18 protein-coding genes are annotated in these 22475 nt (G+C 72.6%); 6 read left to right on the top strand and 12 right to left on the bottom strand.

The window, feature by feature from the left end:
- Nucleotides 1-25 precede the first annotated feature (25 nt).
- Entirely contained in the window at nucleotides 26-1069 is a 1044-nt protein-coding gene (locus tag ITJ54_RS04680; RefSeq protein WP_194626093.1) for an ATP-dependent DNA ligase, read from the bottom strand.
- A gap of 422 nt (nucleotides 1070-1491) precedes the next feature.
- Here ITJ54_RS04680 and ITJ54_RS04675 point away from each other — a divergent pair, with 422 nt between their 5' ends.
- Nucleotides 1492-2541: an MBL fold metallo-hydrolase gene (locus ITJ54_RS04675; protein WP_194626092.1), complete on the top strand. Its 1050-nt coding sequence runs from the start codon at nucleotides 1492-1494 to the stop codon at nucleotides 2539-2541.
- Here the strand turns inward: ITJ54_RS04675 and ITJ54_RS04670 are convergent, their stop codons facing one another.
- From ITJ54_RS04670 to ITJ54_RS04650, 5 genes are all read right to left on the bottom strand, one after another.
- Complete coding sequence (locus tag ITJ54_RS04670) at nucleotides 2542-3186, bottom strand: FMN-dependent NADH-azoreductase (protein WP_194626091.1); 645 nt, start codon at nucleotides 3184-3186, stop codon at nucleotides 2542-2544. It abuts the gene before it with no gap.
- A gap of 183 nt (nucleotides 3187-3369) precedes the next feature.
- On the bottom strand, nucleotides 3370-4971 hold the full coding sequence (locus tag ITJ54_RS04665; protein ID WP_194626090.1) for a putative Ig domain-containing protein: 1602 nt from the start codon (nucleotides 4969-4971) through the stop codon (nucleotides 3370-3372).
- Nucleotides 4972-5215: 244 nt separating this feature from the next.
- Entirely contained in the window at nucleotides 5216-6736 is a 1521-nt protein-coding gene (locus ITJ54_RS04660) for a hypothetical protein (protein ID WP_194626089.1), read from the bottom strand.
- A gap of 269 nt (nucleotides 6737-7005) precedes the next feature.
- Nucleotides 7006-8580, bottom strand: coding sequence for a hypothetical protein (locus ITJ54_RS04655; RefSeq protein ID WP_194626088.1), 1575 nt, complete (start codon nucleotides 8578-8580; stop codon nucleotides 7006-7008).
- Between the two features lie 160 nt (nucleotides 8581-8740).
- A complete protein-coding gene (locus ITJ54_RS04650; RefSeq protein WP_194626087.1) occupies nucleotides 8741-9643 on the bottom strand; it encodes a LysR substrate-binding domain-containing protein in 903 nt (300 codons plus the stop codon).
- 82 nt (nucleotides 9644-9725) lie between these two features.
- Between ITJ54_RS04650 and ITJ54_RS04645 the strand changes: the two genes are divergently transcribed.
- On the top strand, nucleotides 9726-13202 hold the full coding sequence (locus ITJ54_RS04645; RefSeq protein ID WP_194626086.1) for a proline dehydrogenase family protein: 3477 nt from the start codon (nucleotides 9726-9728) through the stop codon (nucleotides 13200-13202).
- A 204-nt stretch (nucleotides 13203-13406) separates the two neighbouring features.
- Complete coding sequence (locus tag ITJ54_RS04640; protein WP_194626085.1) at nucleotides 13407-13847, top strand: VOC family protein; 441 nt, start codon at nucleotides 13407-13409, stop codon at nucleotides 13845-13847.
- Nucleotides 13848-13930: 83 nt separating this feature from the next.
- Here the strand turns inward: ITJ54_RS04640 and ITJ54_RS04635 are convergent, their stop codons facing one another.
- The gene (locus tag ITJ54_RS04635; protein ID WP_194626084.1) at nucleotides 13931-14398 is read right to left on the bottom strand and encodes an acyl-CoA thioesterase; all 468 of its coding nucleotides are present in this window, start codon (nucleotides 14396-14398) and stop codon (nucleotides 13931-13933) included.
- The gene (locus ITJ54_RS04630) at nucleotides 14395-14976 is read right to left on the bottom strand and encodes a QsdR family transcriptional regulator (protein WP_194626083.1); all 582 of its coding nucleotides are present in this window, start codon (nucleotides 14974-14976) and stop codon (nucleotides 14395-14397) included. Before ITJ54_RS04630 ends, ITJ54_RS04635 begins: the two co-directional genes overlap by 4 nt.
- 45 nt (nucleotides 14977-15021) lie before the next feature.
- Here ITJ54_RS04630 and ITJ54_RS04625 point away from each other — a divergent pair, with 45 nt between their 5' ends.
- Nucleotides 15022-16215: an acyl-CoA dehydrogenase family protein gene (locus ITJ54_RS04625; RefSeq protein ID WP_228508215.1), complete on the top strand. Its 1194-nt coding sequence runs from the start codon at nucleotides 15022-15024 to the stop codon at nucleotides 16213-16215.
- 96 nt (nucleotides 16216-16311) lie between these two features.
- Here ITJ54_RS04625 and ITJ54_RS04620 read toward each other — a convergent pair whose 3' ends face one another.
- Both ITJ54_RS04620 and ITJ54_RS04615 read right to left on the bottom strand, forming a co-directional pair.
- Nucleotides 16312-18420, bottom strand: a complete 2109-nt coding sequence (locus ITJ54_RS04620) for a prolyl oligopeptidase family serine peptidase (protein ID WP_194626082.1) — start codon at nucleotides 18418-18420, stop codon at nucleotides 16312-16314.
- Between the two features lie 83 nt (nucleotides 18421-18503).
- Nucleotides 18504-19376, bottom strand: coding sequence for a patatin-like phospholipase family protein (locus tag ITJ54_RS04615; RefSeq protein ID WP_194626081.1), 873 nt, complete (start codon nucleotides 19374-19376; stop codon nucleotides 18504-18506).
- A 107-nt stretch (nucleotides 19377-19483) separates the two neighbouring features.
- Between ITJ54_RS04615 and ITJ54_RS04610 the strand changes: the two genes are divergently transcribed.
- Nucleotides 19484-20287: a GAF domain-containing protein gene (locus ITJ54_RS04610; protein ID WP_194626080.1), complete on the top strand. Its 804-nt coding sequence runs from the start codon at nucleotides 19484-19486 to the stop codon at nucleotides 20285-20287.
- A gap of 76 nt (nucleotides 20288-20363) precedes the next feature.
- Complete coding sequence (locus ITJ54_RS04605) at nucleotides 20364-20540, top strand: hypothetical protein (protein WP_194626079.1); 177 nt, start codon at nucleotides 20364-20366, stop codon at nucleotides 20538-20540.
- Nucleotides 20541-20739: 199 nt separating this feature from the next.
- Here the strand turns inward: ITJ54_RS04605 and ITJ54_RS04600 are convergent, their stop codons facing one another.
- The gene (locus tag ITJ54_RS04600; protein ID WP_194626078.1) at nucleotides 20740-21768 is read right to left on the bottom strand and encodes an NADPH:quinone reductase; all 1029 of its coding nucleotides are present in this window, start codon (nucleotides 21766-21768) and stop codon (nucleotides 20740-20742) included.
- 69 nt (nucleotides 21769-21837) lie between these two features.
- Nucleotides 21838-22272, bottom strand: a complete 435-nt coding sequence (locus ITJ54_RS04595) for a pyridoxamine 5'-phosphate oxidase family protein (protein WP_194626077.1) — start codon at nucleotides 22270-22272, stop codon at nucleotides 21838-21840.
- Nucleotides 22273-22475: the final 203 nt, after the last annotated feature.

Below are 22475 nucleotides of genomic sequence, written 5' to 3'. Positions count from 1 at the left end.
CGTGCCGCGGATCGGACAACCGCGCTCAGGACAGGACGTCGCGCAGGTCGTAGGCCGCCGGCACCTCGAGCTGGTCGAACCCGCACGAGGCGGCATCGCGGTCCGGCCGCCAGCGCTCGAACTGCACCGTGTGGCGGAACCGGTCGCCCTCCATCTGGTCGTACCGGACCTCGAGCACCAGCTCCGGCTCCAGCCGGACGAACGACGTGTCGCGACCGGACGAGAACCGCGACTTCTCCCCAGCGCCGGTGACGGGCCTTCCGTCGGCGTCCTTGACGACCACCGGGTCGAGCTCGTCGATCAGCGCGAGCCGGCGCTTGTCGGAGAAGGCGGAGACGCCGCCGACCTGCCGCACCTCGCCGTCCTCGCCGTACAGCCCGACGAGCAGCGAACCGACTCCGCTGCCGCTCTTGTGGACGCGGTACCCGATCGCCACGACGTCGGCGGTGCGGTGGTGCTTCACCTTGAGCATCGAGCGCTTGCCCGGCTCGTACACCCGCGCGCGGGGCTTCGCGACGACGCCGTCGAGCCCTGCTCCCTCGAACGTCGTCAGCCACCCGCGCGCGACCTCCACGTCGAGCGTGGTGCGCGTCACGAACAGCGGGTCGGCGAAGCCGTCGGACAGGGCTTCCAGCCGGGCGCGCCGCTCGTCGAACGGCAGGTCGACGAGCTCCTCGCCGTCGGATGCGAGCAGATCGAACGCGACGAACTGTGCCGGCGTCTCCGCGCTGAGCTTCGCGATCCGCGAGGCCGCCGGGTGGATGCGCTGCGACAAGGCCTCCCAGTCGAGCTTCTCGTGTCCCGGCGCACCAGCTCGCAGGATCACCTCGCCGTCCAGCACGACCGGGTGACCACGGCCGCCGAACTGTGCCCGGAAGGCCTCGACGAGCTCGGGGAAGTACCGGGTGAGCGGTTTCGCACCGCGGCTGCCGATCTCGACGTCGTCGCCGTCGATCGTCACGATGCCGCGGAAGCCGTCCCACTTCGGCTCGTACCGCAGCCCGCCCTTCACGCTGTCGGGGTCCGGGACGTCGGGCACGGCCTTGGCGAGCATCGGTGCGATCTCCATGTGACCTGTCTACCCGCGGTCACGGACACCAGACTCGGTTCGGCTCGGCCCTCCGCGGCCTGGCCGGATCCCTGCCCCGCCGGGAGTTCGGATTCGGCCGTGACGGATCCGGTTCGCGATTCTCGAGGATCGCTGACCAGATCCGTCACGAACGAGACGCGATTGTCCCTGTCCGTGTCCCTGCCCCTGCCACCGCCCCCCCCGTTCTGATTTGGCCGTGACGGATCCGGTTCGCGATTCTCGAGGATCGCCGACCAGATCCGTCACGGACGGGAAGCGGAACGGTCGTGGAGCGGGGGACCGGTGGGGAGAACGCGGCGGGTGGGGAGGGCAGGTGTCCACGCCCGTCCGGGTCGCGATCGCCGGCGGCCGGGAGGCTCGGGTCGGCTCGCCCGCGGCCGTCCAGTCGTTATGGTGGCCGGGTGTCGACCCGTCCGTCCCCGCCGCCGGCTGCCCCGGCCCCCGTCCCGATCAGCGCCGTGCAGGCCGCAGCGCTCGCCGCGGGTGAGCTGCCGCCCGTCGAGCAGGTCCGGCCGGGCATCTGGACGCTCGCCGTCCCGTTCCGCGGGGGCGTGCCCGACGCGACGCTCGTGTACGTCGTCGAGGGCTCGGACGGCTCGCTCACGGTCATCGACCCGGGGTGGAGCGAGGACGGTGCGCTCGACGTCCTGACCGCCGGACTCGGCAGCATCGGCCGTGCGGTCTCCGACGTGGGGCTCGTCGTCGTGACGCACCTCCACGCGGACCACCTCGGAGCAGCAGCTGCCCTGCGCCGTGCCTCGGGCGCCAGGGTGGCGATGCACGCGCTCGAGGTCCACGCGTTGGAACACGAGCGCGAGGACGCTGCACGGCACGAAGCCGACATCGCCACGTGGGGCGTGCCGCAGGACTTCCGCGCCGGGCTGAGCGCCGCGTGGGGGACCGGGCGACGCATCGGGCTCGGTGCCGCCGAACCGCCCTGGGCCGACCTGCTGCTCGACGACGGCGACGTGCTGCCGATCCCGGGCAGGACGATCCGGGCGTTGTGGACCCCCGGGCACACCACCGGGCACCTGTGCTTCGTCGACGAGGCTGACGGGCTGCTGTTCACCGGCGACCACGTGCTGCCGCGGATCAACTCCGGTCTCGGGCTCGGCGGCTGGACGGCGACGAACCCCCTCGGTGACTACCTCGCGTCACTGGCGCGGCTGGACCGGTACGCGGACCTCGAGGTCTGCCCGGGGCACGAGTACCGGTTCCGCGACGTGGTGTCCCGCGCCAGGACCCTCGCACGCCACCGGGAGGAGCGGAGCGCCCACGTCGCCGCCGCCCTCGACGCGCTGGACTCCCCGACGCTGTTCGAGGTCGCGTCCCGCGTGCCGTTCAGCGGGGGCATCGCCTCGATGCGGGGCTTCCTGCTCGCGAGCGCGCTGACGCAGACGGCCTTCCACGCTGACCTGCTCGGCCGTCGCGGCGAGGTCCGTCCCGCCTGATCAGCCGAGCGTCGTCGCCAGGCGTTCGAGCGTCGTCCGCGCGTCGTGGAACTCGGCAGCGGCGTGGTCGGCCATCGGCGCCAGCGCGGGCAGTCGGTCGGAGAGGGTGGCGCTCACGGTGACCGGGTACTGGCGCATGCCGAGCGCGCGCCCGAGGACGATCTCGAGCACGGGGGAGCCATGGTCCCAGTGCTCGGTCGGGGTGCCGACGTCGTACGTGCCACCGCGGCTGACGACGGTCACGACGGGCCGGCCGGCGAGGGGCTGCGCGTCACCCTCGGCCGCGGGGGCGAGCACGCCCGGGATGTGCACGCGGTCGATCCAGGCCTTGAGGGTCGACGGCACCGTGTAGTTGTACAGCGGGGCACCGATCACGACGACGTCGGCGCCGAGGAGCTCGTCGATCACCGCCTGGCGCAGGGCCTCGGCCTGCGGGTCGACGGACTCCTCGTCGGTGCGGTCCGCGGCGGCCCAGTGCAGCGCCGAGGTCTCCAGGTGCGGCAGCGGGTCGGTGTGCAGGTCGCGGCGGACCACCGTGTACTCCGGACCCCGAGCACGCCAGGCATCGGCGAACGCGGCGGTCAGGGCGCGCGAGCGGGAGTGGGCGAGGTCGGCCGAGGAGTCGATGTGCAGCAGTGTGGGCATGGCGCCAACGGTACCGACCGGGCGGCGCGACGGACGGGGACGCGCAGAACGGCCCCGTCAGACCGGTGACCGGTCGGACGGGGCCGCGGGAGGAGCCTCCCGGCCGCGTCAGGTGTCCACCCGACGCGACCATGAGCCTCCCGGCCGCGTCAGGTGTGCACCCGACGCGACCAGGAGGAGCCGTCAGCGCTGGGCGCGGCGGCGGAGGGTGCGGACGCCGACCAGGCCGGCACCGGCGAGGAGCATCGCGAGCGCCCAGGGCAGGGCGTTCGTCGAGTCCGTACCGGTGTAGGCGAGGCGGTGCACCTTCGCCGTGGTGGCGACGTGTGCGGGGACGGTGCCGATCGGCTGCGCGACCGGGGCGCTGACCGGCGGGACCGCTGCCGGCGTGGTGACCGCGGTCGGCACGACCGACACGTCGAACGCCGTCGAGAAGTCACCGGCGGTGACCGTCAGACGGTGCGTGGACGCGTGCGGGAACGTGACGTTGTAGAACCCGTCGATGAAGTCGCCCAGGTCGGGGTCCGGGGCCACGACGTCAGAGGCGACGTCCGACGTGAGCGCGATCGGCGAGCTGTTGCCGTCGGCGTCGGTGATCTGGTTGCCGAACCGGTCCACGAGGCCGCCGTTGACGATCAGCGTGCCGCCCTGCTTGACGGTCACCGTGCCACCGGGGGTCACGACGTCGTCGTAGGTGCCGCCGTCGTCCGTCGAAGTGATCGTCGTGACGTCCGTCAGGACCGAACCGTCGGTGTCGATGATCCAGCTGGTGAAGGTGCCGTCCGCGTCGCCCTGGGCGTACTTGGCGAAGTCGGCCTTGTCCATCGAGAACACCTGCACACCCAACGGGGCCGCGGCCTCGACGGTGAGCTCGACGTACTGGGTCGTGGAGACGCCCTGGCTCGTCGCGGTGATCGCGAAGTCGAAGTAGTCCGCGGTCTCGCTCGTGCCGGAGAGGACGCCGGTCTTCGGGTCGAGGGTGACCCCGTCGGGGAGCTGCAGGTCGGGGGTGTAGGTCGGGTCCTCGGGGTCGGCCTGCTCGGGGTCGGACCAGGCCACCGCGTAGGTGACGTCACCGGGCGTCGTGCCGGCGACCGCGAAGGTGTGCGAGAAGGCGTCACCGGCCGTGGCGGACAGCGCGAGCGGTGCGTCAGCGGTGGTCGCGTCTGCGAACGTCGGGTTCGGCAGCACCGGGGCGGTCGAGGCCGAGTTCGTCTCGCCCGTGATGACGTCCGTGATCGTCAGGACGACGGTCTTGCCGATGAGCGCGACGTCGGTCGGGGTGTAGACGTTGCGCGTCTCGACGACGGTGCCGTCGACGCTCCAGGCGTACTTGACGCCGCCGTCCGTCTCGGCCGTGAGCTTCGAGCCGATCTTCGCCTGGCCGGCGATGGTGATCGCGGGCGCGGCCGCGATCGTCACCGGTGCCGTGGGCTCCTGGGCGGTGGGGGCGGAGGTGGCGGGAGCAGTCGGGGCATCCGCGGTCGGGGTGGCCGTCGGCGCCGGCGTGGCGGCGTCGGTGCCGCCCGGAGCCGGCGTGCCGGCGTCGGTCGGGAGGCTCGGGGTGGCGTCGGTCGCGTCGGTGCCGGTGGCGTCGGTGCCGGTCGCGCCGGTTGCATCTGCGCCCGGGACGGCCGGTGCGGCGACGGCGGTGTCAGCAGCGGTCCCCTCGGCTGCGGACGCGGTGGTGGCGGTCATCACGCCGAAGCCGGTCATGAGACCGACGAGCGCGGTGGCGGTGCCGACGGCGCAAGCGCGTCGGACGAAGGCGGTGCTGCGGTGCACGGGTTCCCCCAGTGTTCGTGTCCGGTCGGGTGCCGGAACATAAGAGTTCGCCGAGAATGTGCGGCGTGCTCGGATCGTATTGGTACGCGCGCGTGGACCGGAAGCTGCCGGACCGCGTTGTACCTCGCGTTGGGGGTGTCATGCGGTTTCCCGCACGACGCCGGGTGGTCCGCCGGGTGCTCCACCAGGACACGACGAGGGGCGTGCCCGATGTGGACACGCCCCTCGTCGTCGGGTTCGCCGGTCAGGCGCGTCGACGCCGCAGACGCACCAGGAGCAGGGCTGCGCCGGACGCGAGCAGTCCGAGCGCCCAGGCGAGGGGGCCGGTCGTGTCGGCGCCGGTGAAGGCGAGCTGGCCGACGGGCGTGGCGGTCCCGGTCCCCGTTGCCGCCGGCGTGGTGGTCACGGCACCGACCGGGTCGACCTGGATGGTGAAGGGCCGCGAGACCCCGCCGACCGTGGCGGTGATGACGTGGGGGCTGGCGTGGGCGAAGCGGAGGATGACGCTGCTCGGTTCCGCCGAGGTGAAGGTGTCGCCAGCGACGGACGAGGTCCAGGTCGTCTGCGCGCCGAACACGCCGTTGCCGTAGGCGTCGCTGACGTAGGTGTGCAGCGAGAGCTCGTCGTCCTGGTGGACGCGGAACGGGGTCGTCGGGTCCCCGTCCTGGACCTCCGGCGAGTCGGAGTAGGTCACGGTGCCGTCCGGCGCGATCGCCCACACCGGCTGGCCCTGGGGCTGGTCCGTCTCGAGGTAGGCGACCACGCCGACCTCCGCGGGTGCCCCAGCGGCCACATCCACGTTCACGACCATGCCGACGCCCTCCGGGTGCCGGGTCGTGACGGCGTTGATGACGAACTCCGACCGGAGTGCGAGCGTCGGCGTACCGACGAGGTACCCGCCGGAGGTGAGCTCGAGGCCGTCCGGGATGCCGGCGACGGAACCGACCGGCGGGGTGATGAGCGAGGAGCGGTAGGTCAGTCCGCCCTGGTCACCGGCGAACGCACGGAGGTCGATCGACACGTCGTCGCCGGCGGTGAACGCGAAGTCCCGGCCGCCGCCCTCGCGGAAGCGGCTGTCATCGGCTGCGACGACGCCGGTCGGCGCGCTGGTGGCGGTCTCGGGTGCTGCGCCCGGAGCGGTGGCGTTGACCGCGACGGCGAGGGTGCTGCCGGCGTCCTCGGGGTCGATCACGTACGTCGATGCGGTGGCGCCGCGGACCTCGGTCGTGGTGCCGGCCTTCGTCGCGGTCCACTGGTAGGTGAATGTCGTGCCGGTCGGCCAGCCGGTGGTCTCGGCGGCGAGGGTGCGCCAGGCGGTGGCGGTGCCGGTGACCGCGACCGTGCCGGTGGCCGCCGCGGTGACGGGGCTCGGGCTCGGGGTCAGGTCGGCAGTCGGTGCGGCCGGGGTCGCGTCGGTCGGTGCGGTCGGCGTCGCGCCGGTCGGGGTCGCGTCGGTCGGTGCCGCTGGGGTCGCGTCGGTCGGTGCGGTCGGGCTCGCAGCGGTCGGGGTCGCGTCGGTCGGTGCCGCCGGGGTCGCGTCGGACGACGGGGCGGCGGCGGTGTCGCTGTCGGCGGGAGCGTCCGTCGCGGTGGTGGCCGACGTGGTCACCGCGTCCGTCGGGGACGTGGTCGGGGTGGTCGTCGGCGTCTCGGCGGCGACGGCAGCAGTGGCGCCGATGCCGAACGCCGAGGACATCGAGACGATGGCGATCGCGGTGCCGACGGCCGCGTACCTGCGGAACGACGAGGTGGTGGTGAGGTGCAACGGTTCCCCCCGGGGACGTGTGGTGGTCCGGCTGGCCGATCGGCTCCGGTGGTGCCGATCGTACGGTCTGACGGACCCCGGCGATGGACCCGTACGGTCACGATCTCGTCACGGAAGAAGTTGCGGGATCTCTGTCATGATCAGGGATTTCTCGACAGGGGGACGGCACTGTTCGAAGCCGGCTCGTCGGTCGACACCGTCGGACGCCCGGCGGAACGACGAGAGGGGCGTGCCCGATGTGGACACGCCCCTCGTGATCAGGTCGCCGGTCAGGCGCGTCGACGCCGCAGACGCACCAGGAGCAGGGCTGCGCCGGATGCGAGCAGTCCGAGCGCCCAGGCGAGGGGGCCCGTCGTGTCCGCGCCGGTGAAGGCGAGCTGGCCGACGGGCTTGGCCGTCCCGGTCCCGGTCCCGACCCCGGTTGCTGTCGGCGTGGTGGTCGCGGCACCGACCGGGTCGACGCGCACCGTGAAGCTGATGCTCCGACCATCCACGGTCGTGCCCGTGAGGACGTGGGTGCCGGCCTCCGTGAAGGTCACAGCGGTGCCCTCGTCGTAGTGGTCGAGCCGGTCGCTCGCGACGGAGGACGTCCAGTCGAGGTCGGTCACGGCGTACGGCTCCCGGTTGCCGTACCGGTCCACCCGTCCGGCGTTCACGGTGATGCTCTTGCCCACGGTCGAGGCCAGCGGGCGGGAGGGGTTGTTCGACGGCGCCTCCGGGCTGCTCTCGAACCGCGTGGTGCCGTCGGCGGCAACCGACCAGAAGCGGTACTCGGCCGGGTCGTAGTCGCCCACGGCGGCGAACAGCTGCGTGTCCGAGGCGAGACCGACCCGGAGCTGCACGTGGTGACCGGCGGCGCCCTCGGGCTGCTGCGACGTCCGCACGAGCACCCAGAAGTCGACGGTCTGGGCCTCGGTGGTCGACCCGGAGAGCACGCCGTCGCTCGACAGCGTCAGTCCTGCGGGCAGGACACTGGCGTCGATCGGTCCGAAGGCGCTGCTGCCCACCCCGTACCGCAGCCCGCCCTGGTCGCCGGTCAGCGCCTGGATCGGCACGGACAGCGCCTCGCCAGCGGATGCGTCGAGCTCGAGGTCGCCCGCGCCGGTGAACGTCGTCTCGTCGTTGAAGCCCACGGACACGGGAGCGCTCGTGACCGTCGTGGGCTCCTGGCCGGGAGCGGTCCCCGTGACGGCGACGGTCAGGTCGCTCGACGCGTCCGGGTGACCGAGGACGTAGGTGTCGCTCGTGGCGCCGTCGATGACGCGGGTGCCGACGACGGGCCCGGAGAGCGTCCACTGGTACGTGAAGGTCGTGCCGGCAGGCCACCCGGCGGTCACCGCGCGGAGCGTGTGCCAGGTGGTGGCCGTCCCGGTGACGGTCACGGTGCCGGCCGGCGTGGCCGCGGCAGCGGCGGCGGCCTGCGGGGCGGCGTCACTCGGCGCGGGCGCGACGGGAGTGGTCGGTGCGGTCGTCGGCGTGGTCGCGGTCGGCGCGGTGTCCGCCGGGACGGGGACGTCAGTGGTCGGGTCCGTCGGGGTGGCGCTGTCCGTCGGCGTCGTGCCGTCCGTCGGTGCCGCGCTCGGGTCGGGGACTGACTCGTCCGTGGGCGTCGCCTCCGCAGCCGAGCCGGCCGAGCCAGCGGCGGTCTCGGGCGTCGACTCGGACGCCGAGGTCACCGAGGTCGCCGGTGCGGTCGACGGGCTCGTGGCCGGTGTGGTGGTGGTGTCGTCGGCGACGGCTGCGGTCGCTCCGATCCCGAACGCGGACGACATCGCGATCATCGCGACGGCGGTCCCGACAGCCGCTGTGGCGCGGACGGTCGGCTTGCAGGTCTTGTGCATCATTCCCCCATGGAACGGTCGTGCTGGTGGGAGCCGATCGGCTCCCTCGGAGCCGATCGTAAGGCGGCAGAGACCGCTGAGAACGGTCGGATCGGTCACGGTTCCGTCACGGAAAAAGATGCGTGAACACCGTCATGATCAGGGGAAACCCGACATGGGGTTCTCAGGATCGGGACGTCGCCGACGCTCGTTCGAGGGCGTCCCGGAGCGCTGCCACCGCGGGGGAGAGCGACGAGGCCGTCCGCTGCGCCGTGAAGATCGTCCGCTCGGCGTCCCCGGGCAGGTCGAGCAGGCGGCAGGTGGTCGACCGACCGGCCCAGACCAGGTCGGGCATCAGCGCGACGGCGTTGCCGGACTCGATCAACCGGATCTGCGCCTGCAGGTCGGCCGTCTCGTACCGCACGTCGGGTTCGAACCCCGAGCGTCGGCAGAGCTGCTCCGCGAAGTGCCGCGACGCCGTCCCGCGCGGCTCCATCACCCACGGCAGGTCGGCCGCTCCGGTGAGCGAGTCGACCGGCCACAGCGACGTGTCCACGGGCGGCAGCGCGAGCCGGACGGCGTCGGTCGTCAGGTCACGACGGTCGAGGCCCGGGAACCGCGGGGCCGCGTGCGCCGGGTACTGCTCGGCGATCACCATGTCGAAGTCCCGCGCCCAGGTCTCGTTGAGCGCCGTCTCCGGTTCTCGCTGGACCATCTCGACGCGGACGTCCGGGTGCTCGGTCACCATGATGCGGAGCGCGTTCGGCATCAGGGCGAGCGCCGCCGACTGGAACACCGCCACCCGCACGCGCCCCTGCACGCTCGTCAACGTGGCCTCGACCGTGGACTGCGCCCGCTCGAGCGTGTCGAGCACGTCACCCGCCGCAGCCACGAGCACCTCGGCCTGCGGGGTGAGCTGCAGCCGCCGTCCGGCCTTGCGGAGGAGCTGCACGCCGGCCTCGCGCTCGAGCACCGCGAGCTGCTGCGACACCGCCGACGGGGTGAAGTTCATCGCTTCGGCGACAGCTGCGACCGTTCCACGGATTGACAACTCGCGAAGGAGCACCAGGCGACGGACGTCGAGCATGACGAAAGGGTAGTTCACCTGAACGGAACCCATCAGGAAGATTTGCTTCCGCTACCGGAAGCGCGAGCGACACACTGATCCCATGACCGACGTCCAGCCGCGCAACGACGCAGCGACCACGACCGACCGCGCATCCGCCTCCGACCACGCCGGGCTGGCCGACGAGTCCGTCGCGCTGGTCAGACAGTGGCTGGCCGAGGCCGAGACGTACCCGGTCGACGGCTCCGCGAAGCAGCTCGCCGGCGTCCTCGCCGACCCGAAGGGCCTGGCGTTCGCCGTCGGGTTCGTCGACGGGGTCGTCCGACCGGAGGACCTGGGCGTCGCAGCGCGGAAGCTGCGCGCCATCGCGCCGGACGCACCCGGCTTCCTGCCCAGCGCGCTCCGCGGCCTGGTGCGCCTCGGTGGCGGACTGGCACCGGGCCTCCCGGGTGTCGTCGTCCCCGTCGCCCGACGCGTGCTGCGGAACATGGTCGGCCACCTGATCGTCGACGCGACCGACGCCAAGCTCGGCCCCGCGATCGCGAAGATCAAGCAGGACGGCGTCCGCCTCAACGTGAACCTGCTCGGCGAGGCCGTCCTCGGCGAGGGCGAGGCGGCCCGACGGCTCGAGGGCACGCACAGGCTGCTCGCGCGCCCCGACGTCGACTACGTCTCGATCAAGGTCTCCTCGACCGTGCACCCGCACTCGCCGTGGGCCTTCGACCACGCCGTCGACGACATCGTCGAGAAGTTGCGCCCGCTGTTCGCCCGCGCCGCATCCTCCGATCCGGCGAAGTTCATCAACCTCGACATGGAGGAGTTCAAGGACCTCGACCTGACGATCGCGGTCTTCACGAAGCTCCTCGACGAGCCGGCGTTCCTCGGGCTCGAGGCCGGGATCGTGCTGCAGGCCTACCTGCCGGACGCGCTCGCCGCGATGCAGCACCTGCAGGAGTGGTCCGCCGCCCGTCGCGCCCGTGGTGGGGCCGGCATCAAGGTCCGCCTGGTCAAGGGCGCCAACCTGCCGATGGAGCAGGTCGAGGCCTCGGTCCACGGCTGGCCGCTCGCGACCTGGCACACCAAGCAGGACTCGGACACGAACTACAAGCGGGTGCTCGACTGGGCGCTGACGCCTGACCGCGTGGCGAACGTCCGCGTCGGTGTCGCCGGGCACAACCTGTTCGACGTCGCGCACGCCTGGCTGCTCGCCGGCGAACGCGGGGTCCGCGAGGGCATCGAGTTCGAGATGCTGCTCGGCATGGCGCAGGGCCAGGCGGCCGCGGTCCGCAAGACGGTCGGATCGCTGCTGCTCTACACGCCCGTCGTCCACCCGGGGGAGTTCGACGTCGCGATCGCCTACCTCATCCGCCGACTGGAGGAGGGCGCCTCGCAGGACAACTTCATGTCCGCGGTGTTCTCGCTGCACTCGTCGCCGTCGCTCTTCGCCCGGGAGGAGTCGCGGTTCCGTGCGTCCCTGGAGCCGCTGTCGAGCCCGGACGGGCTCGCCGTCCCGGAGTCGCACCGCGTCGCCGACCGCTACGCGGCCGTCGGTCGCCCGACTCCCGGCCACTTCGAGAACACCCCGGACAGCGACCCGTCGGTCGCTGCCACTCGCGCCTGGGGTGCGGCCATCACCGAGCGGATCGCGTCGTCGACGCTCGGCGTCCGCGGCGTCCAGGAGGCCCGGCTGACGTCCGACGCGCAGCTCACGTCGGTCCTGCAGCGCGTCCGCAGCGCGGGTGCGGTCTGGGGGACCTGGTCCGGTGCGGCGCGTGGTGCGGTGCTCCACGCCGTCGGCGACGCGCTCGAGGCCAACCGTGCGGCCCTCATCGAGGTGATGGCGTCCGAGACCGGCAAGACCATCGACCAGGCCGACCCCGAGGTCTCCGAGGCGATCGACTTCGCCCACTTCTACGGCGACATGGCCGCGGCGCTCGACGAGGTCGACGGTGCCACCTTCTCCCCGGCTGCGCTGACCCTGGTCGCGCCGCCTTGGAACTTCCCCGTGGCGATCCCCGCCGGGTCGACGCTCGCGGCCCTGGCCGCAGGGTCAGCCGTCGTGCTGAAGCCCGCACCGCCGGCTGCCCGGAGCGGTGCTGTGCTCGCGTCGGTCATCGACACCGCGCTCGACGCGATGGGCGCCCCTGCGGACGTGCTGGCGTTCGTCGACGTCTCCGAGTCGGAACTCGGTTCGTCGCTGATCGCGTCCCCGCTCGTCGACCGGGTGATCCTCACCGGCGCCTACGAGACCGCGTCGCTGTTCCGGTCGTTCCGCAAGGACCTGCCGCTCCTCGCCGAGACGTCGGGCAAGAACGCGATCATCGTCACGCCGTCGGCCGACCTCGACCTGGCCGTCAAGGACGTCGTCGCGTCGGCGTTCGGGTACGCCGGCCAGAAGTGCTCGGCCGCGTCGCTCGTCGTGCTCGTCGGGTCCGTCGCCCGCTCGCGCCGCTTCCACTCGCAGCTCGTCGACGCCGTGTCCTCGATGACCGTCGGGTACCCGACCGACCCGACGTCCCAGATGGGGCCGATCGTCGAACCGGCCGCGGGCAAGCTGCTCGACGGGCTCACGAAGCTCGGCGCGGGGGAGTCCTGGGCCGTGCGCCCGCGGAAGCTCGACGACTCGGGCAAGCTCTGGAGCCCCGGTGTCCGTGGCGGTGTCGCCCGCGGCTCGGCGTTCCACCGGACGGAGTACTTCGGCCCGGTGCTCGGCGTCATGCGTGCCGCGACCCTCGACGAGGCGATCGACATCGTCAACGAGGTCGACTACGGCCTGACCTCGGGGCTGCACTCGCTCGACCCGTCGGAGATCGGCACGTGGCTGTCCCGCATCGAGGCCGGCAACCTGTACGTGAACCGCAGCATCACCGGGGCGATCGTGCGCCGGCAGCCGTTCGGCGGGTGGAAGAAGTCCGCCGTCGGTGCGGGCACCAAGGCCGGCGGGGTGAACTACCTGGTCGGGCTCGGGTCGTGGAGCAGCGCTACGGCGACCGTCGGTGCGCCGGTCTCCGCCCCGGTCGCGTCGTTCGTGCGCGCGTCCGGCGTCGCGTCGCCGTCGCTCTCCCGTGCGGTCGCCTCGGACGAGTCGGTGTGGTCGTCGGTCTTCGGCGCCGCGGTGGACGTGTCCGGGCTGTCGGCCGAGCGGAACATCGCGCGGTACCTGCCGTTCCCGGGGGTGCACGTGCGACTGGCATCCTCTGAGCCGGACGACGTCGAGTCCCTGGTCCGGGTCGTCGCCGCCGCGCTCCGTGCCGGGACGACGATCGACGTCTCGTCGACGGGGACCGTCCCGGCTGCGATCGCCGCGCTGCCGATCGTCCGGTCGGCCGCGTCGTCGGAGTCCGACTCGGCGTTCGGCGCCCGTGTCGCCCGAGGCCCGTCGACCCGCGTGCGGCTCATCGGCGGGTCGGCGTCGGCACTGTACGAAGCGGTCGACGGTCGCCCCGACGTGGCGGTGTACGCGGAGCCGGTGACCGAGGCCGGGCGGATCGAGATGCTGCCCTTCCTCCGCGAGCAGGCGGTGTCCATCACGGCGCACCGCTTCGGCACGCCGAACCAGCTCACCGACGACCTGGTCTAGCCGGGCGCCGACGCACCGAACTCCGGAACGGACACAGCACCATGGATCTCCGTGGTGCTGTGTCCGTTTCGTGGTGCAGCGCCGCGTGGTTCGCCGGAGCGGTGTCCGGTCTCCGCGCAGCGTCGGGCCGGTCCTCAGGTGGGTGGCGTTGCGTCGTGGACGGCGTCGAGCGCGGCGTCGACGGACCTCCCGAGGAGCATCACCATGACCGAACCCTTCGCACGCCCGACCGCCCTGGCCCACGTCCGCGTGACCGTGACGGACATCCACCGGAGCAAGGCGTTCTACCAGCAGCTCCTCGGGACCGACCCGGCGATCGACTTCAGTGACCAGGTCGACGAGCCGGGCGTCCGCGAGGACCGCGCGCGCTTCTACGGTGGCAGCGTGTTCCGGCTCGGCGACCAGGTGTTCGGGCTGCGACCGGTTGCTCCGGCAGGGCAGCGCTTCGACGCGGACACCGTCGGGCTCGACCACGTGAGCTTCGTCGTCGGGAGCGTCGACGAGCTGCACCAGGCGGCCGCACGGCTCGACGCTGCGGGGGTCGAGCACGGCGAGGTGACCGACCTCGGCGACGCGGGCATGACGATCCTGTCCGTGCAGGACCCCGACGACATCAACCTCGAGCTGGCCGCGCTCAACGGCTGACGCGGCGCGCTCCGGCACCGCACAACCGAAGACGGCTCGCGCCGCTGACATCAGCGGTGCGAGCCGTCTCCAGTTGGGCGGCGTCAGTCGGAACCGGCGAGGGCGGACGCGGGCGGCTCGACGTCAGCACGGGCGACCATCGTCGATGTGACGAGGTCGCGGAGCTCCGCCGGCAGCGGCATCGGCCGTCGCGAGCCCTCGCGGTCGATGATGACGTGCACGAACTCGCCCGTCGCGAGCAGCGCCCCGTCCGCCTGCCGGAACAGGCCGAACTCCCACGACAGGCTCGTGGTGCCGAGGTGCTTCGAGCGCATCCCGACCTCGATGACGTCCGGCCACACGGCCGACTCGACGAAGCGGCAGCTCGAGGTGACCAGCACGGCGATCCACGTCGACGAGAAGGGGTCGAGGCCGGCCTGCTCGCGGAACCAGTACGTGGACGCGTTGTCCATCGCGCTGTAGTAGATCGTGTTGTTGACGTGCCCGAACATGTCGTTGTCGTTCCAGCGCGTGGGGTAGGTGCGGCGGAACGGGTACTCGTCGATGGTCATCGGTCTCCGATCGAGCGGGTGCTGGGGCGGAGGACGTACTCGAACGTCGTCCGTGCCCGCACGGGGTCTGGCGTCTGGCCGGAGATCAGGTCGGCGTACGTGAACGACTCCGAGATCCGCACGAGCAGGCGAGCGAGTTCCTCGGCAGACAACGGTACGGGGTCGAACGCGCCCGAGCGTTCCTCGACGGCGACGAGCTCGGTGACGGCCTGCACGAACCGGCCCTGCACGTCGCTCTCGGTCGTGGTGAGCAGCCGCAGCGCCCTCGCCGGCTCGCGGGTCAGGAAGCGCCGGAAGTAGGGCGCCTCGATGAGGTCCGCCGTGAACTGGTCGAGGACGTCGACGATCCGGGCTGCCCCGGACGGTGCGGCATCGCGGCGGGCGGCGTCGAGCGTCGGGACCGCCAGTGACCACAGCACCTCGGACAGCAACCGGTCACGGTTGCCCACCCACCGGAACAGCGACGTCCGGTCGACGCCGAGGGTGGTGGCCAGCGCGCCCATGTCGATCCGGGACCCGGCGATGAAGGTGTGGCGGGCCTCCCGGAAGGCGCGCAGCGCGGTTTCCGACGTGTACACGAATCTCCCTTGCAACGTTTCCGAGAATGATGCATCGTTGGTTCCATGTCAACGTCGGTGTCCCTGCCCACCCTGCTCGAGTCCGACTTCTACGGGTTCGCACTGCAGCTGACGGAGCGGGAGCGCGAGTCGCTCGGGCGCCTGCGCGAGTACCTGGAGCGCGAGGTCGCCCCGATCGCCGACGCGTACTGGGCCCGCGCCGAGTTCCCGATGCAGGTGATCAAGCCGCTGGCCGAGCTCGGCATGTACGGCCCCGGGATCCCGCTCGTGCGCGAGTTCGAGAACTCCGCCGTGTACCGCGGCTGGACGGCGTTGGAGCTCGGACGCATCGACGCCAGCGTCGCGACGTTCATCGGGGTGCAGTCCGGTCTGGCGATGAACTCGATCGCGGTGGCCGGCAGCGACGAGCAGCAGCAGGAGTGGTTGCCGCGCATGGCGACCGGCGAGCTCATCGGGGCGTTCGGCCTGACCGAGCCGTACTCCGGCAGTGACTCCGCCCGCGGACTCCGCACCACCGCGCGACGCGACGGTGACGGCTGGGTCCTCGACGGCGAGAAGCGGTGGATCGGCAACGCCACCTTCGCGGACGTCGTCGTCATCTGGGCCAAGGACGTCGCGGACGACCAGGTCAAGGGCTTCCTCGTCACGACGGACACCCCCGGCTTCACCGCGACGAAGATCGAGGACAAGATCGCGCTGCGCGGGGTGCAGAACGCCGACATCGTGATGACCGGCGTGCGCGTGCCCGAGTCTCGCCGACTGCAGCGGGCGACGTCGTTCCGCACGACGGCCGAGGTGCTCCGCCTGACCCGGACCGAGGTCGCCTGGCAGGCCATCGGCATCGCGATCGGTGCCTACGACGCCGCCTTGGCCTACGCCCGCGAGCGTATCCAGTTCGGCAAGCCGATCGCGGCGCACCAGCTCGTGCAGGACCTCCTCGTGAAGTCCCTGGCGAACATCACCGCGTCCATCGCCCTGTGCACGCAGGCCTCGGCGATGCAGGACGCCGGCGTCGGCGCGGACGAGCACTCCGCCATGGCCAAGGCGTTCGCCACGTCCAAGATGCGTGAGACCGTCGCCTGGTGCCGCGAGGTGCAGGGCGGCAACGGGATCGTGCTCGACAAGGGCGTCGCCCGGTTCTTCGCCGATGCCGAGGCCATCTACTCGTACGAGGGCACCCGTGAGGTCAACACCCTGATCGTCGGTCGCGCCATCACCGGTCAGGCTGCGTTCGTCTGAGCGCAGCCCGACCGGCCCGGGCGCACGGCTGCCCGGTCACCGGCGTCGACCGGGCAGCCCGGTCGCCCGAGCTGCCCGGTCACCGGCGCACCCTGGTCACCCGAGCAGCTCGGGGCGCTCCCACGGCTCGTCGAGCACGTGCTGCGCCAGGAACGCGAACACCGTCTGGTACCAGATGGACGCGTGCTGCGGCTTGAGGATCCAGTGGTTCTCGTCCGGGAAGTACAGGAACCGGTGCGCCATGGTGCCGTCCGGCCCGGCGTGGTGCTCCGCGAGCTCGGACCACAGCCGGAGCCCTTCGCCGATCGGCACCCGGTAGTCCTGGTCCCCGTGGACGACGAGCATCGGGGTGACGATGTCCTCGACGAAGCGGTGCGGGTCGTTGTCGTGCATGCCGTCGGCGTCGAAGATCGACTGCCAGTAGTCGGAGGAGTCGGTGGTGCCGTTGAACTGCTCGAGCGCCCAGAGGCTGGCGTGCGTGACGACCGCCCGGAAGCGGTCCGTGTGCCCGGCGACCCAGTTCGCCATGTACCCGCCGAAGGACCCACCCAACGCCGCCGTCCGGATCTCGTCGATGTCCGGCCGGGCGACGACGGTGTCGGTGATCGTCATCAGGTCGGTGTAGGGAGCCTGCCCCCACGCGTTCCAGCCGCGGTTGACGAAGTCGAGGCCGTACCCGGTCGACAGCGCGGGGTCGGGGAGCAGCACCGCGTACCCGCGCGCGGCAGCGAGCATCGGGTTCCACCGCCACGACCACTGGTTCCAGGAGTTCAGCGGGCCGCCGTGGATCCACAGGAGCAACGGGTGCGGCCCGTCGCCCTCCGGCAGGACGAGCCACCCGCGCACGCGGGCACCGTCGGCGGCGGTCGTGTCGACCTCCTCGAGACGCGCGGGGACGGCCGGCAGGGCGGCGGGGGTCGCGAGCGGGGTCACCGTGCCGTCCGCGTCGATCCGGACCGGGTGCAGCGGCGCCGCCCAGGAGGCTCGGAGCGCGACGACCACGCCGGTCGCCTCTGCCACGCGGAGACCCGAGTACGCCCAGTCGTCGTGCGTGAGCTGCTCGACGGGCGCGCCGTCGAGGGGGAGCCGGAAGACCGGAGCGCGGCCGTCCTGGTCAGCGGTCGCGAGGAGTGCGCCGTCGCCGTGCTCGAAGACGAGCTCGCTCGGCCAGCGGTCCCACTCGGTCGCGATGCGGCGGGCACCGGAGCCGTCGACGGAGGCCACCCAGACCTCTTGCTGGTTCGCCCCGGCCGGCGTCGAACGGACCGTGCGCACCCAGGCGATCGTGGTGCCGTCGTGCGAGAGCGTGGGGAGTTCGTGGTCGACGTCGGGGTCGTCGAACAGCACGGTGCGCTCGGCGGTGTCGACGTCGATCGCGACGAGCACCGAGCGGTGTCCCCGGGCCTCCGGCGCACCGACCGCGGCGATCAGCGTGGTGCCGTCCGGGGTGAGGGCCCCTGACACGTGGTCGAGCGCGCGACCGGGCTCGGGCGTGACGTCGATCGGCGTCGGCAGGTGGGCGGGGTACGGCGCAGGGGTGTGGTCGTCGGACCCGCGGGACTCGCTCGCCGCGGTCGAGACACCCGTGGCCGGTTCGAGGGTGATCGGATCGGTCAGGTCGGCGAGGTCGAGGCCGAGCACGTGGGTCTGGTCCGGGCCGAGGTCGTGGTCCCAGTACCGCACGGGGTAGGACTCGTGCAGGATCGCGTGCACCTTCTTGTCGTCGCGGCGCTTCCGCAGCGCGGCGTCCCGCGTGACGACACCGACGCGCTCACCGGCGGCGGCCGTCGGCAGCAGGTCTGCGGTGACGGCGACCACGTCGGCGGCGCTGGCCGTCGCGAGGACGCCACCGGTGCCTCCAGGAAGGCGGGTCACCGGGCGTGCCTCGCCCCCCGCGGCCGGCAACAACCAGAGCTGCGCGGTGTCGTCGGCGCCGCCGTCGGCGTCCGGGCGACCCGAGACGAACAGCAGGTCGCCGTTCCGGGTGAAGGCGGTGCCGGACTCGCCCTTCGCACTGCGCGTGAGACGGACCGGCCCACCGTCGCCGGAGGTCGGCACCGACCAGACCGCACGGCGATAGCCGGTGCCGTCGGAGTCGAGCGTGCTCACCGTGAGCGCGACACGGGTGCCGTCCGGGCTGAGGGCGATGCCGTCCACCCGTGGGAGTGCGAGGTACTGGTCGAGGTCAGAGAACGCCGTCGTCATGCCACCACGCTAGCCGCGCACCCCGACGCTCCGTCCGGCTGGCGACGAGACTGTGGACAACTCGGTCAGGCCCAGAACTCCGGTCAGGCCCAGAACTCCGCGATGCGCTCGGCGATGGCCGATGCCTGGGCCCGACCGGCCTCGGCAGCCGGCCGCTGCGTCGACAGGGACAGCGAGTTCGTGTCGAACGCCTGCTGCGACGCGCTGTCCGCGACGACGACCTCCACGCTCGACCCGGCGGCACGGAGGGTCTCGACGGCCTCGTCGAGCCACGGGCCGAGCGGGGACGGCGCCTCCGGGCCACAGGCGATGACCAGCACGCGTTCGTGCCCGGCCGCGACGTCGGCATTCGTGCCGGACCGGACGCCACCGTCGACGTAGGGGCGGCCGTCGATCATGACCGGCGACCAGACCAGGGGGACGGAGCAGCTCGACGCGACCGCGCGGGGGAGCGGGATGCCGTCCGCGGCCGTGAGCACGCGGAAGGTGCCGTCGGTGGCGTCGACCGTCGTGACCGCGAGGGCGCGCTCGGGCCACTCGGACGACGGCAGGGTCTCGCCGAAGGTCGCGACGCGCTGGTCGTCCGTCTGCCCGGTCGTCACGCGGAGCGCCGCCTGCCCGAGCCGCGCACGGCCGTCCTGCTCGGAGGTCATCCCCGCGAGGGCCTGCTCGAACGCACGCTGCATGGCCTCGGCGTCGATCACGCCGGGCTCCTCGTACGTGGTGGGGAGCGGGGAGATCTGCTGCGCGAACGCCGCCTGCACACCACCGTGCCTGACGAAGGTGCCGACGACGCTGCCGGCGCTCGTACCCACCACCAGGTCCGCGGCACCGAGGTCGACGCCCGCGTCCTCGAGCGTCGCGAGGACACCGAGCTCCCACGCGATGCCGGCGACCCCACCACCGCCGAGGACGATCGCTCGGGATCCAGCGGTGGGCGGTGCGAGTTGGCTCATGCATCATGCTTACCAACTCCGCGGTGTGCGCGGTGCGCGGACAGCGGTGCCGCCGGACACCGGAGCGGACCGGCAGCGGAGTCGGTGGTCGGCCGTACCGTCGTGGCGTGGGTCAGGGGAACGAGCGAACGAAGAGCCGTCGGTACGGGGACGTCGTGCTGCCCGTCGTCGCCGCCGCGCTGCCGACCGCCGTGTTCCAGGTGCCGAACCTCGTCGGGGTCCCGGTGAGCAAGGCCGTGCTCGTCATCGTCGCGCTCGCCGTCTTCGTCGGGGTCGTCGTGTGGCAGGCCCTCCGGGCTCGACGCACCGCAGACGCCCGGCGCCGTGCGGAGGACGCCGGTGCCACTGCGCTCGCCGCGTACGAGGTCGCCGTGCAGTACGGCTTCGGCCAGATCGCCACGCGGCTCACCCGCTTCGCCGCGCACGACCACGCCACACGACGGTCCGAGCTCGGGGCCTTCGCCGACCGGGCGGCGGCGGCCCTGGCGTTCTACCTGCTCCCGCACGTGCCGGACGTCCGCGCCAACGTGTACCTGCTCGCGCCGGCACTCGACGCCCTCGAGCCCATCGGGCACGGTGGCGCTGGTGACACCGCGGGGGTGTTCCGCGCCGGCACGCCGTACGGGGACCGCAACCTCGACTGGGTGCTGCAGGGCGGGCCGCCGCGAGTGGTGGGGGACCGTGAGTCCGACGTCGACGCGGTGGACGACGAACCCGACTTCGACCCCCGGTACCGCTCGTACGTGGCCGTCGTCATCCGGGGCGAGGGCTACTCGTTCGGCATGCTGACGGTGGACTGCCCGACGCCGGACGCCTTCACGGACCTCGACGTCCGGAACGTGGGCGTCGTGGCGCAGTACGTCGGCGTCGCGTGCACGCTGGCCTTCCCCGTGCGACACCAGCAGCGCTGAGGAGGCCCGGGGCACGTCCGGCGCGCCGCCGCCGGTCGCCGTGACGACTGTCGGTCGGCGGTCGTACCCTGGCGTCATGACGAGCGTGCACCCGACTCCGCTGTCGTTCGGCCGTGCCCCGGTCCGTGCGCAGGACCGGCGCGTCGACGCCACCGACGCCGACTACGACGACCCGCGGGTGGTCGCGGCGAACCTCGAACGGGCGCTCCGTGCGGCCCGTGCCCGGCTGACGGGTCGCCCGCGCCGGGGCTGAGGCGCTCGGGTTCGTCCGGGCACGTGGGCGGCGTCCCAACGAATGCGAGACCTCGTCCCTGCACGACCAGAGTCGCGCCCCGCGAACGACATCGCGCCCCGGCACACCGGGGCGCGACGCCCGCACCGGGGCGCGAACGGAGCACACCGGGGCGCGACGAGCGCAAGCCCCGCCGACGACCGCCGGCGCGACCGGTCCGCTACTCCGCCTGCACGTCGATGAGCACCTTGCCCACGGTGTCCTGCTCGACGGCGTCGTGCGCCGCCGCGGTGTCCTCGAGCGCGAACCGCGTCAGCGGCAGGCCGGCGTCGTCACCCACGGGGAGCACGCCGTCCTGCAGCGCCGCGGTGATGTCCTCGGCGGCAGCAGCGAGTGCCTCGTCGCCGATCGTGTACAGCAGCAGGAACTGGTACCGCGCGTTGATGCTCATGTTCGGGCGGATCGGCAGCGGTGCCTCGTCCCCGCCGTTGTTCGCGTAGATCGACACGACGCCGTGGTTCGCCAGGACGTCGGCGACCAGCGTGGCGTTCTGCGGGATGGACACCTCGACGACGATGTCGACGCCGTCGGGGGCGATCGCGCGGATCTGCCCGGCGGCGTCGTCCGAGCGGTAGTTCACGGTGTGGTGTGCACCGGCGGCCGAGGCGAGCGTGGCCTTCTCGTCGGAGCTGATCGTGGAGATGACCGTCGCGCCCGCCCACCGTGCGAGCTGGATCGCGGCGTGGCCGACGGCGCCGGCACCACCGGCGACGAGCACGGTCTTCCCGTCGAGCGCGCCGGGGCTCAGGCGGGCCGGACCGGCCTCGTGCGTGGTCAGAGCGCGGTGGGCCGTCATCGCGGGGACACCGAGTGACGCGCCGACGTCGAACGACACCCCGTCGGGCAGGCGCACGGCGCGGGCGGCCGGCACGACGGTGGACTCCTGCGCGGTCCCCGTCGGACGCGAGGCCGCGGCCATGAACAGCCACACGTGGTCACCGACGGCGAGCTCCTCGACCCCGGCGCCGACCGCGTCGACGACTCCGGCGCCGTCCTGGTTCGGCGTGATCTCCGGGAACGGCAGTCCGTCGCCGTAGGTGCCGCCCGCGCGGGCCTTCCAGTCCGTCGGGTTCACCCCGGAGACGACGACGCGGACGCGGACCTCGCCGGGGCCGGGCTCCTGCACGTCTCGGTCGACGAGGGAGAGGACGGACGAGTCACCGGGCTGGGAGTAGACGATCGATCGCATGTCTCCACGCAACCACGTCCGCCCGTGCGTGATTCCGGGAACGCCGACGCGCCGACGAGACCCGACCCGTCAGGGCGCCTGGTCGAAGAGCCTGCCCGTCACCTCGTCGGGGTGGATGCGCACCCGCGTGCCGTTGGTCACCGCGAGCATCGACCGCAGGTGCGCTCCGTCCATCAGCTCGTCCTCGTCCATCACGGACGCGGTCCCACGGACGACGACGCTCCACACGCTCCACCCGTCGTGCTCGTCGACCTCGAAGACCACCGGGCGACGGTCAGCGGCGGCGGCGAGGACGACCTCGCTCGACGTCTGGACGACGATCGAGTGCCCGTCGGCGACGTAGTTGAGCGGCCGGACCTCGATCCGCCCGGCGTGCATCGTGACGATCCGTCCGGTGCGGGACGTCCTGAGCCTGGTCCAGCACTGGTACGGCGCCAGGTCGACGGCCGGGGACCTCGGGTCGGGCATCTCGGCAGTGCTGCGTGCGGTGCGGGGCTCGTTCATGGCTGGTTCCTCTCGGCGTCGGGGCACGGGGGCCGTGCCCCGCCAGTCTGCGAGCGCACACCACCGGCGGACAGGGCCGAAGGGCCCGACACGACCGGTGGCGGCGCACCCGGTGCGTGCCGGCGGACCGCCGGACGGGAGGCTCGTCGCGGGCCCGCACCGTGCCTCCCGTCCGACACGGCGCGGCCAGCGACGACCGTTCC

The sequence above is a fragment of the Curtobacterium sp. VKM Ac-2865 genome (genome assembly GCF_015350905.1).
Classification (GTDB): Bacteria; Actinomycetota; Actinomycetes; order Actinomycetales; family Microbacteriaceae; genus Curtobacterium.
Note: the sequence above shows the minus strand (reverse complement) of the source record. Positions and strands in the feature narration are given on the sequence as shown.

Excerpts from the sequence above, each read along its gene's own strand:
- ITJ54_RS04680 (WP_194626093.1), bottom strand. The coding sequence starts at position 1,069 with ATGGAGATCGCACCGATGCTCGCCAAGGCCGTGCCCGACGTCCCGGAC.
- ITJ54_RS04650 (WP_194626087.1), bottom strand. The coding sequence starts at position 9,643 with ATGCTCGACGTCCGTCGCCTGGTGCTCCTTCGCGAGTTGTCAATCCGT.
- ITJ54_RS04640 (WP_194626085.1), top strand. The coding sequence starts at position 13,407 with ATGACCGAACCCTTCGCACGCCCGACCGCCCTGGCCCACGTCCGCGTG.
- ITJ54_RS04600 (WP_194626078.1), bottom strand. The coding sequence starts at position 21,768 with ATGCGATCGATCGTCTACTCCCAGCCCGGTGACTCGTCCGTCCTCTCC.
- ITJ54_RS04645 (WP_194626086.1), top strand. The coding sequence starts at position 9,726 with ATGACCGACGTCCAGCCGCGCAACGACGCAGCGACCACGACCGACCGC.
- ITJ54_RS04670 (WP_194626091.1), bottom strand. The coding sequence starts at position 3,186 with ATGCCCACACTGCTGCACATCGACTCCTCGGCCGACCTCGCCCACTCC.
- ITJ54_RS04635 (WP_194626084.1), bottom strand. The coding sequence starts at position 14,398 with ATGACCATCGACGAGTACCCGTTCCGCCGCACCTACCCCACGCGCTGG.
- ITJ54_RS04620 (WP_194626082.1), bottom strand. The coding sequence starts at position 18,420 with ATGACGACGGCGTTCTCTGACCTCGACCAGTACCTCGCACTCCCACGG.
- ITJ54_RS04625 (WP_228508215.1), top strand. The coding sequence starts at position 15,022 with ATGTCAACGTCGGTGTCCCTGCCCACCCTGCTCGAGTCCGACTTCTAC.
- ITJ54_RS04605 (WP_194626079.1), top strand. The coding sequence starts at position 20,364 with ATGACGAGCGTGCACCCGACTCCGCTGTCGTTCGGCCGTGCCCCGGTC.
- ITJ54_RS04655 (WP_194626088.1), bottom strand. The coding sequence starts at position 8,580 with ATGATGCACAAGACCTGCAAGCCGACCGTCCGCGCCACAGCGGCTGTC.
- ITJ54_RS04595 (WP_194626077.1), bottom strand. The coding sequence starts at position 22,272 with ATGAACGAGCCCCGCACCGCACGCAGCACTGCCGAGATGCCCGACCCG.
- ITJ54_RS04615 (WP_194626081.1), bottom strand. The coding sequence starts at position 19,376 with ATGAGCCAACTCGCACCGCCCACCGCTGGATCCCGAGCGATCGTCCTC.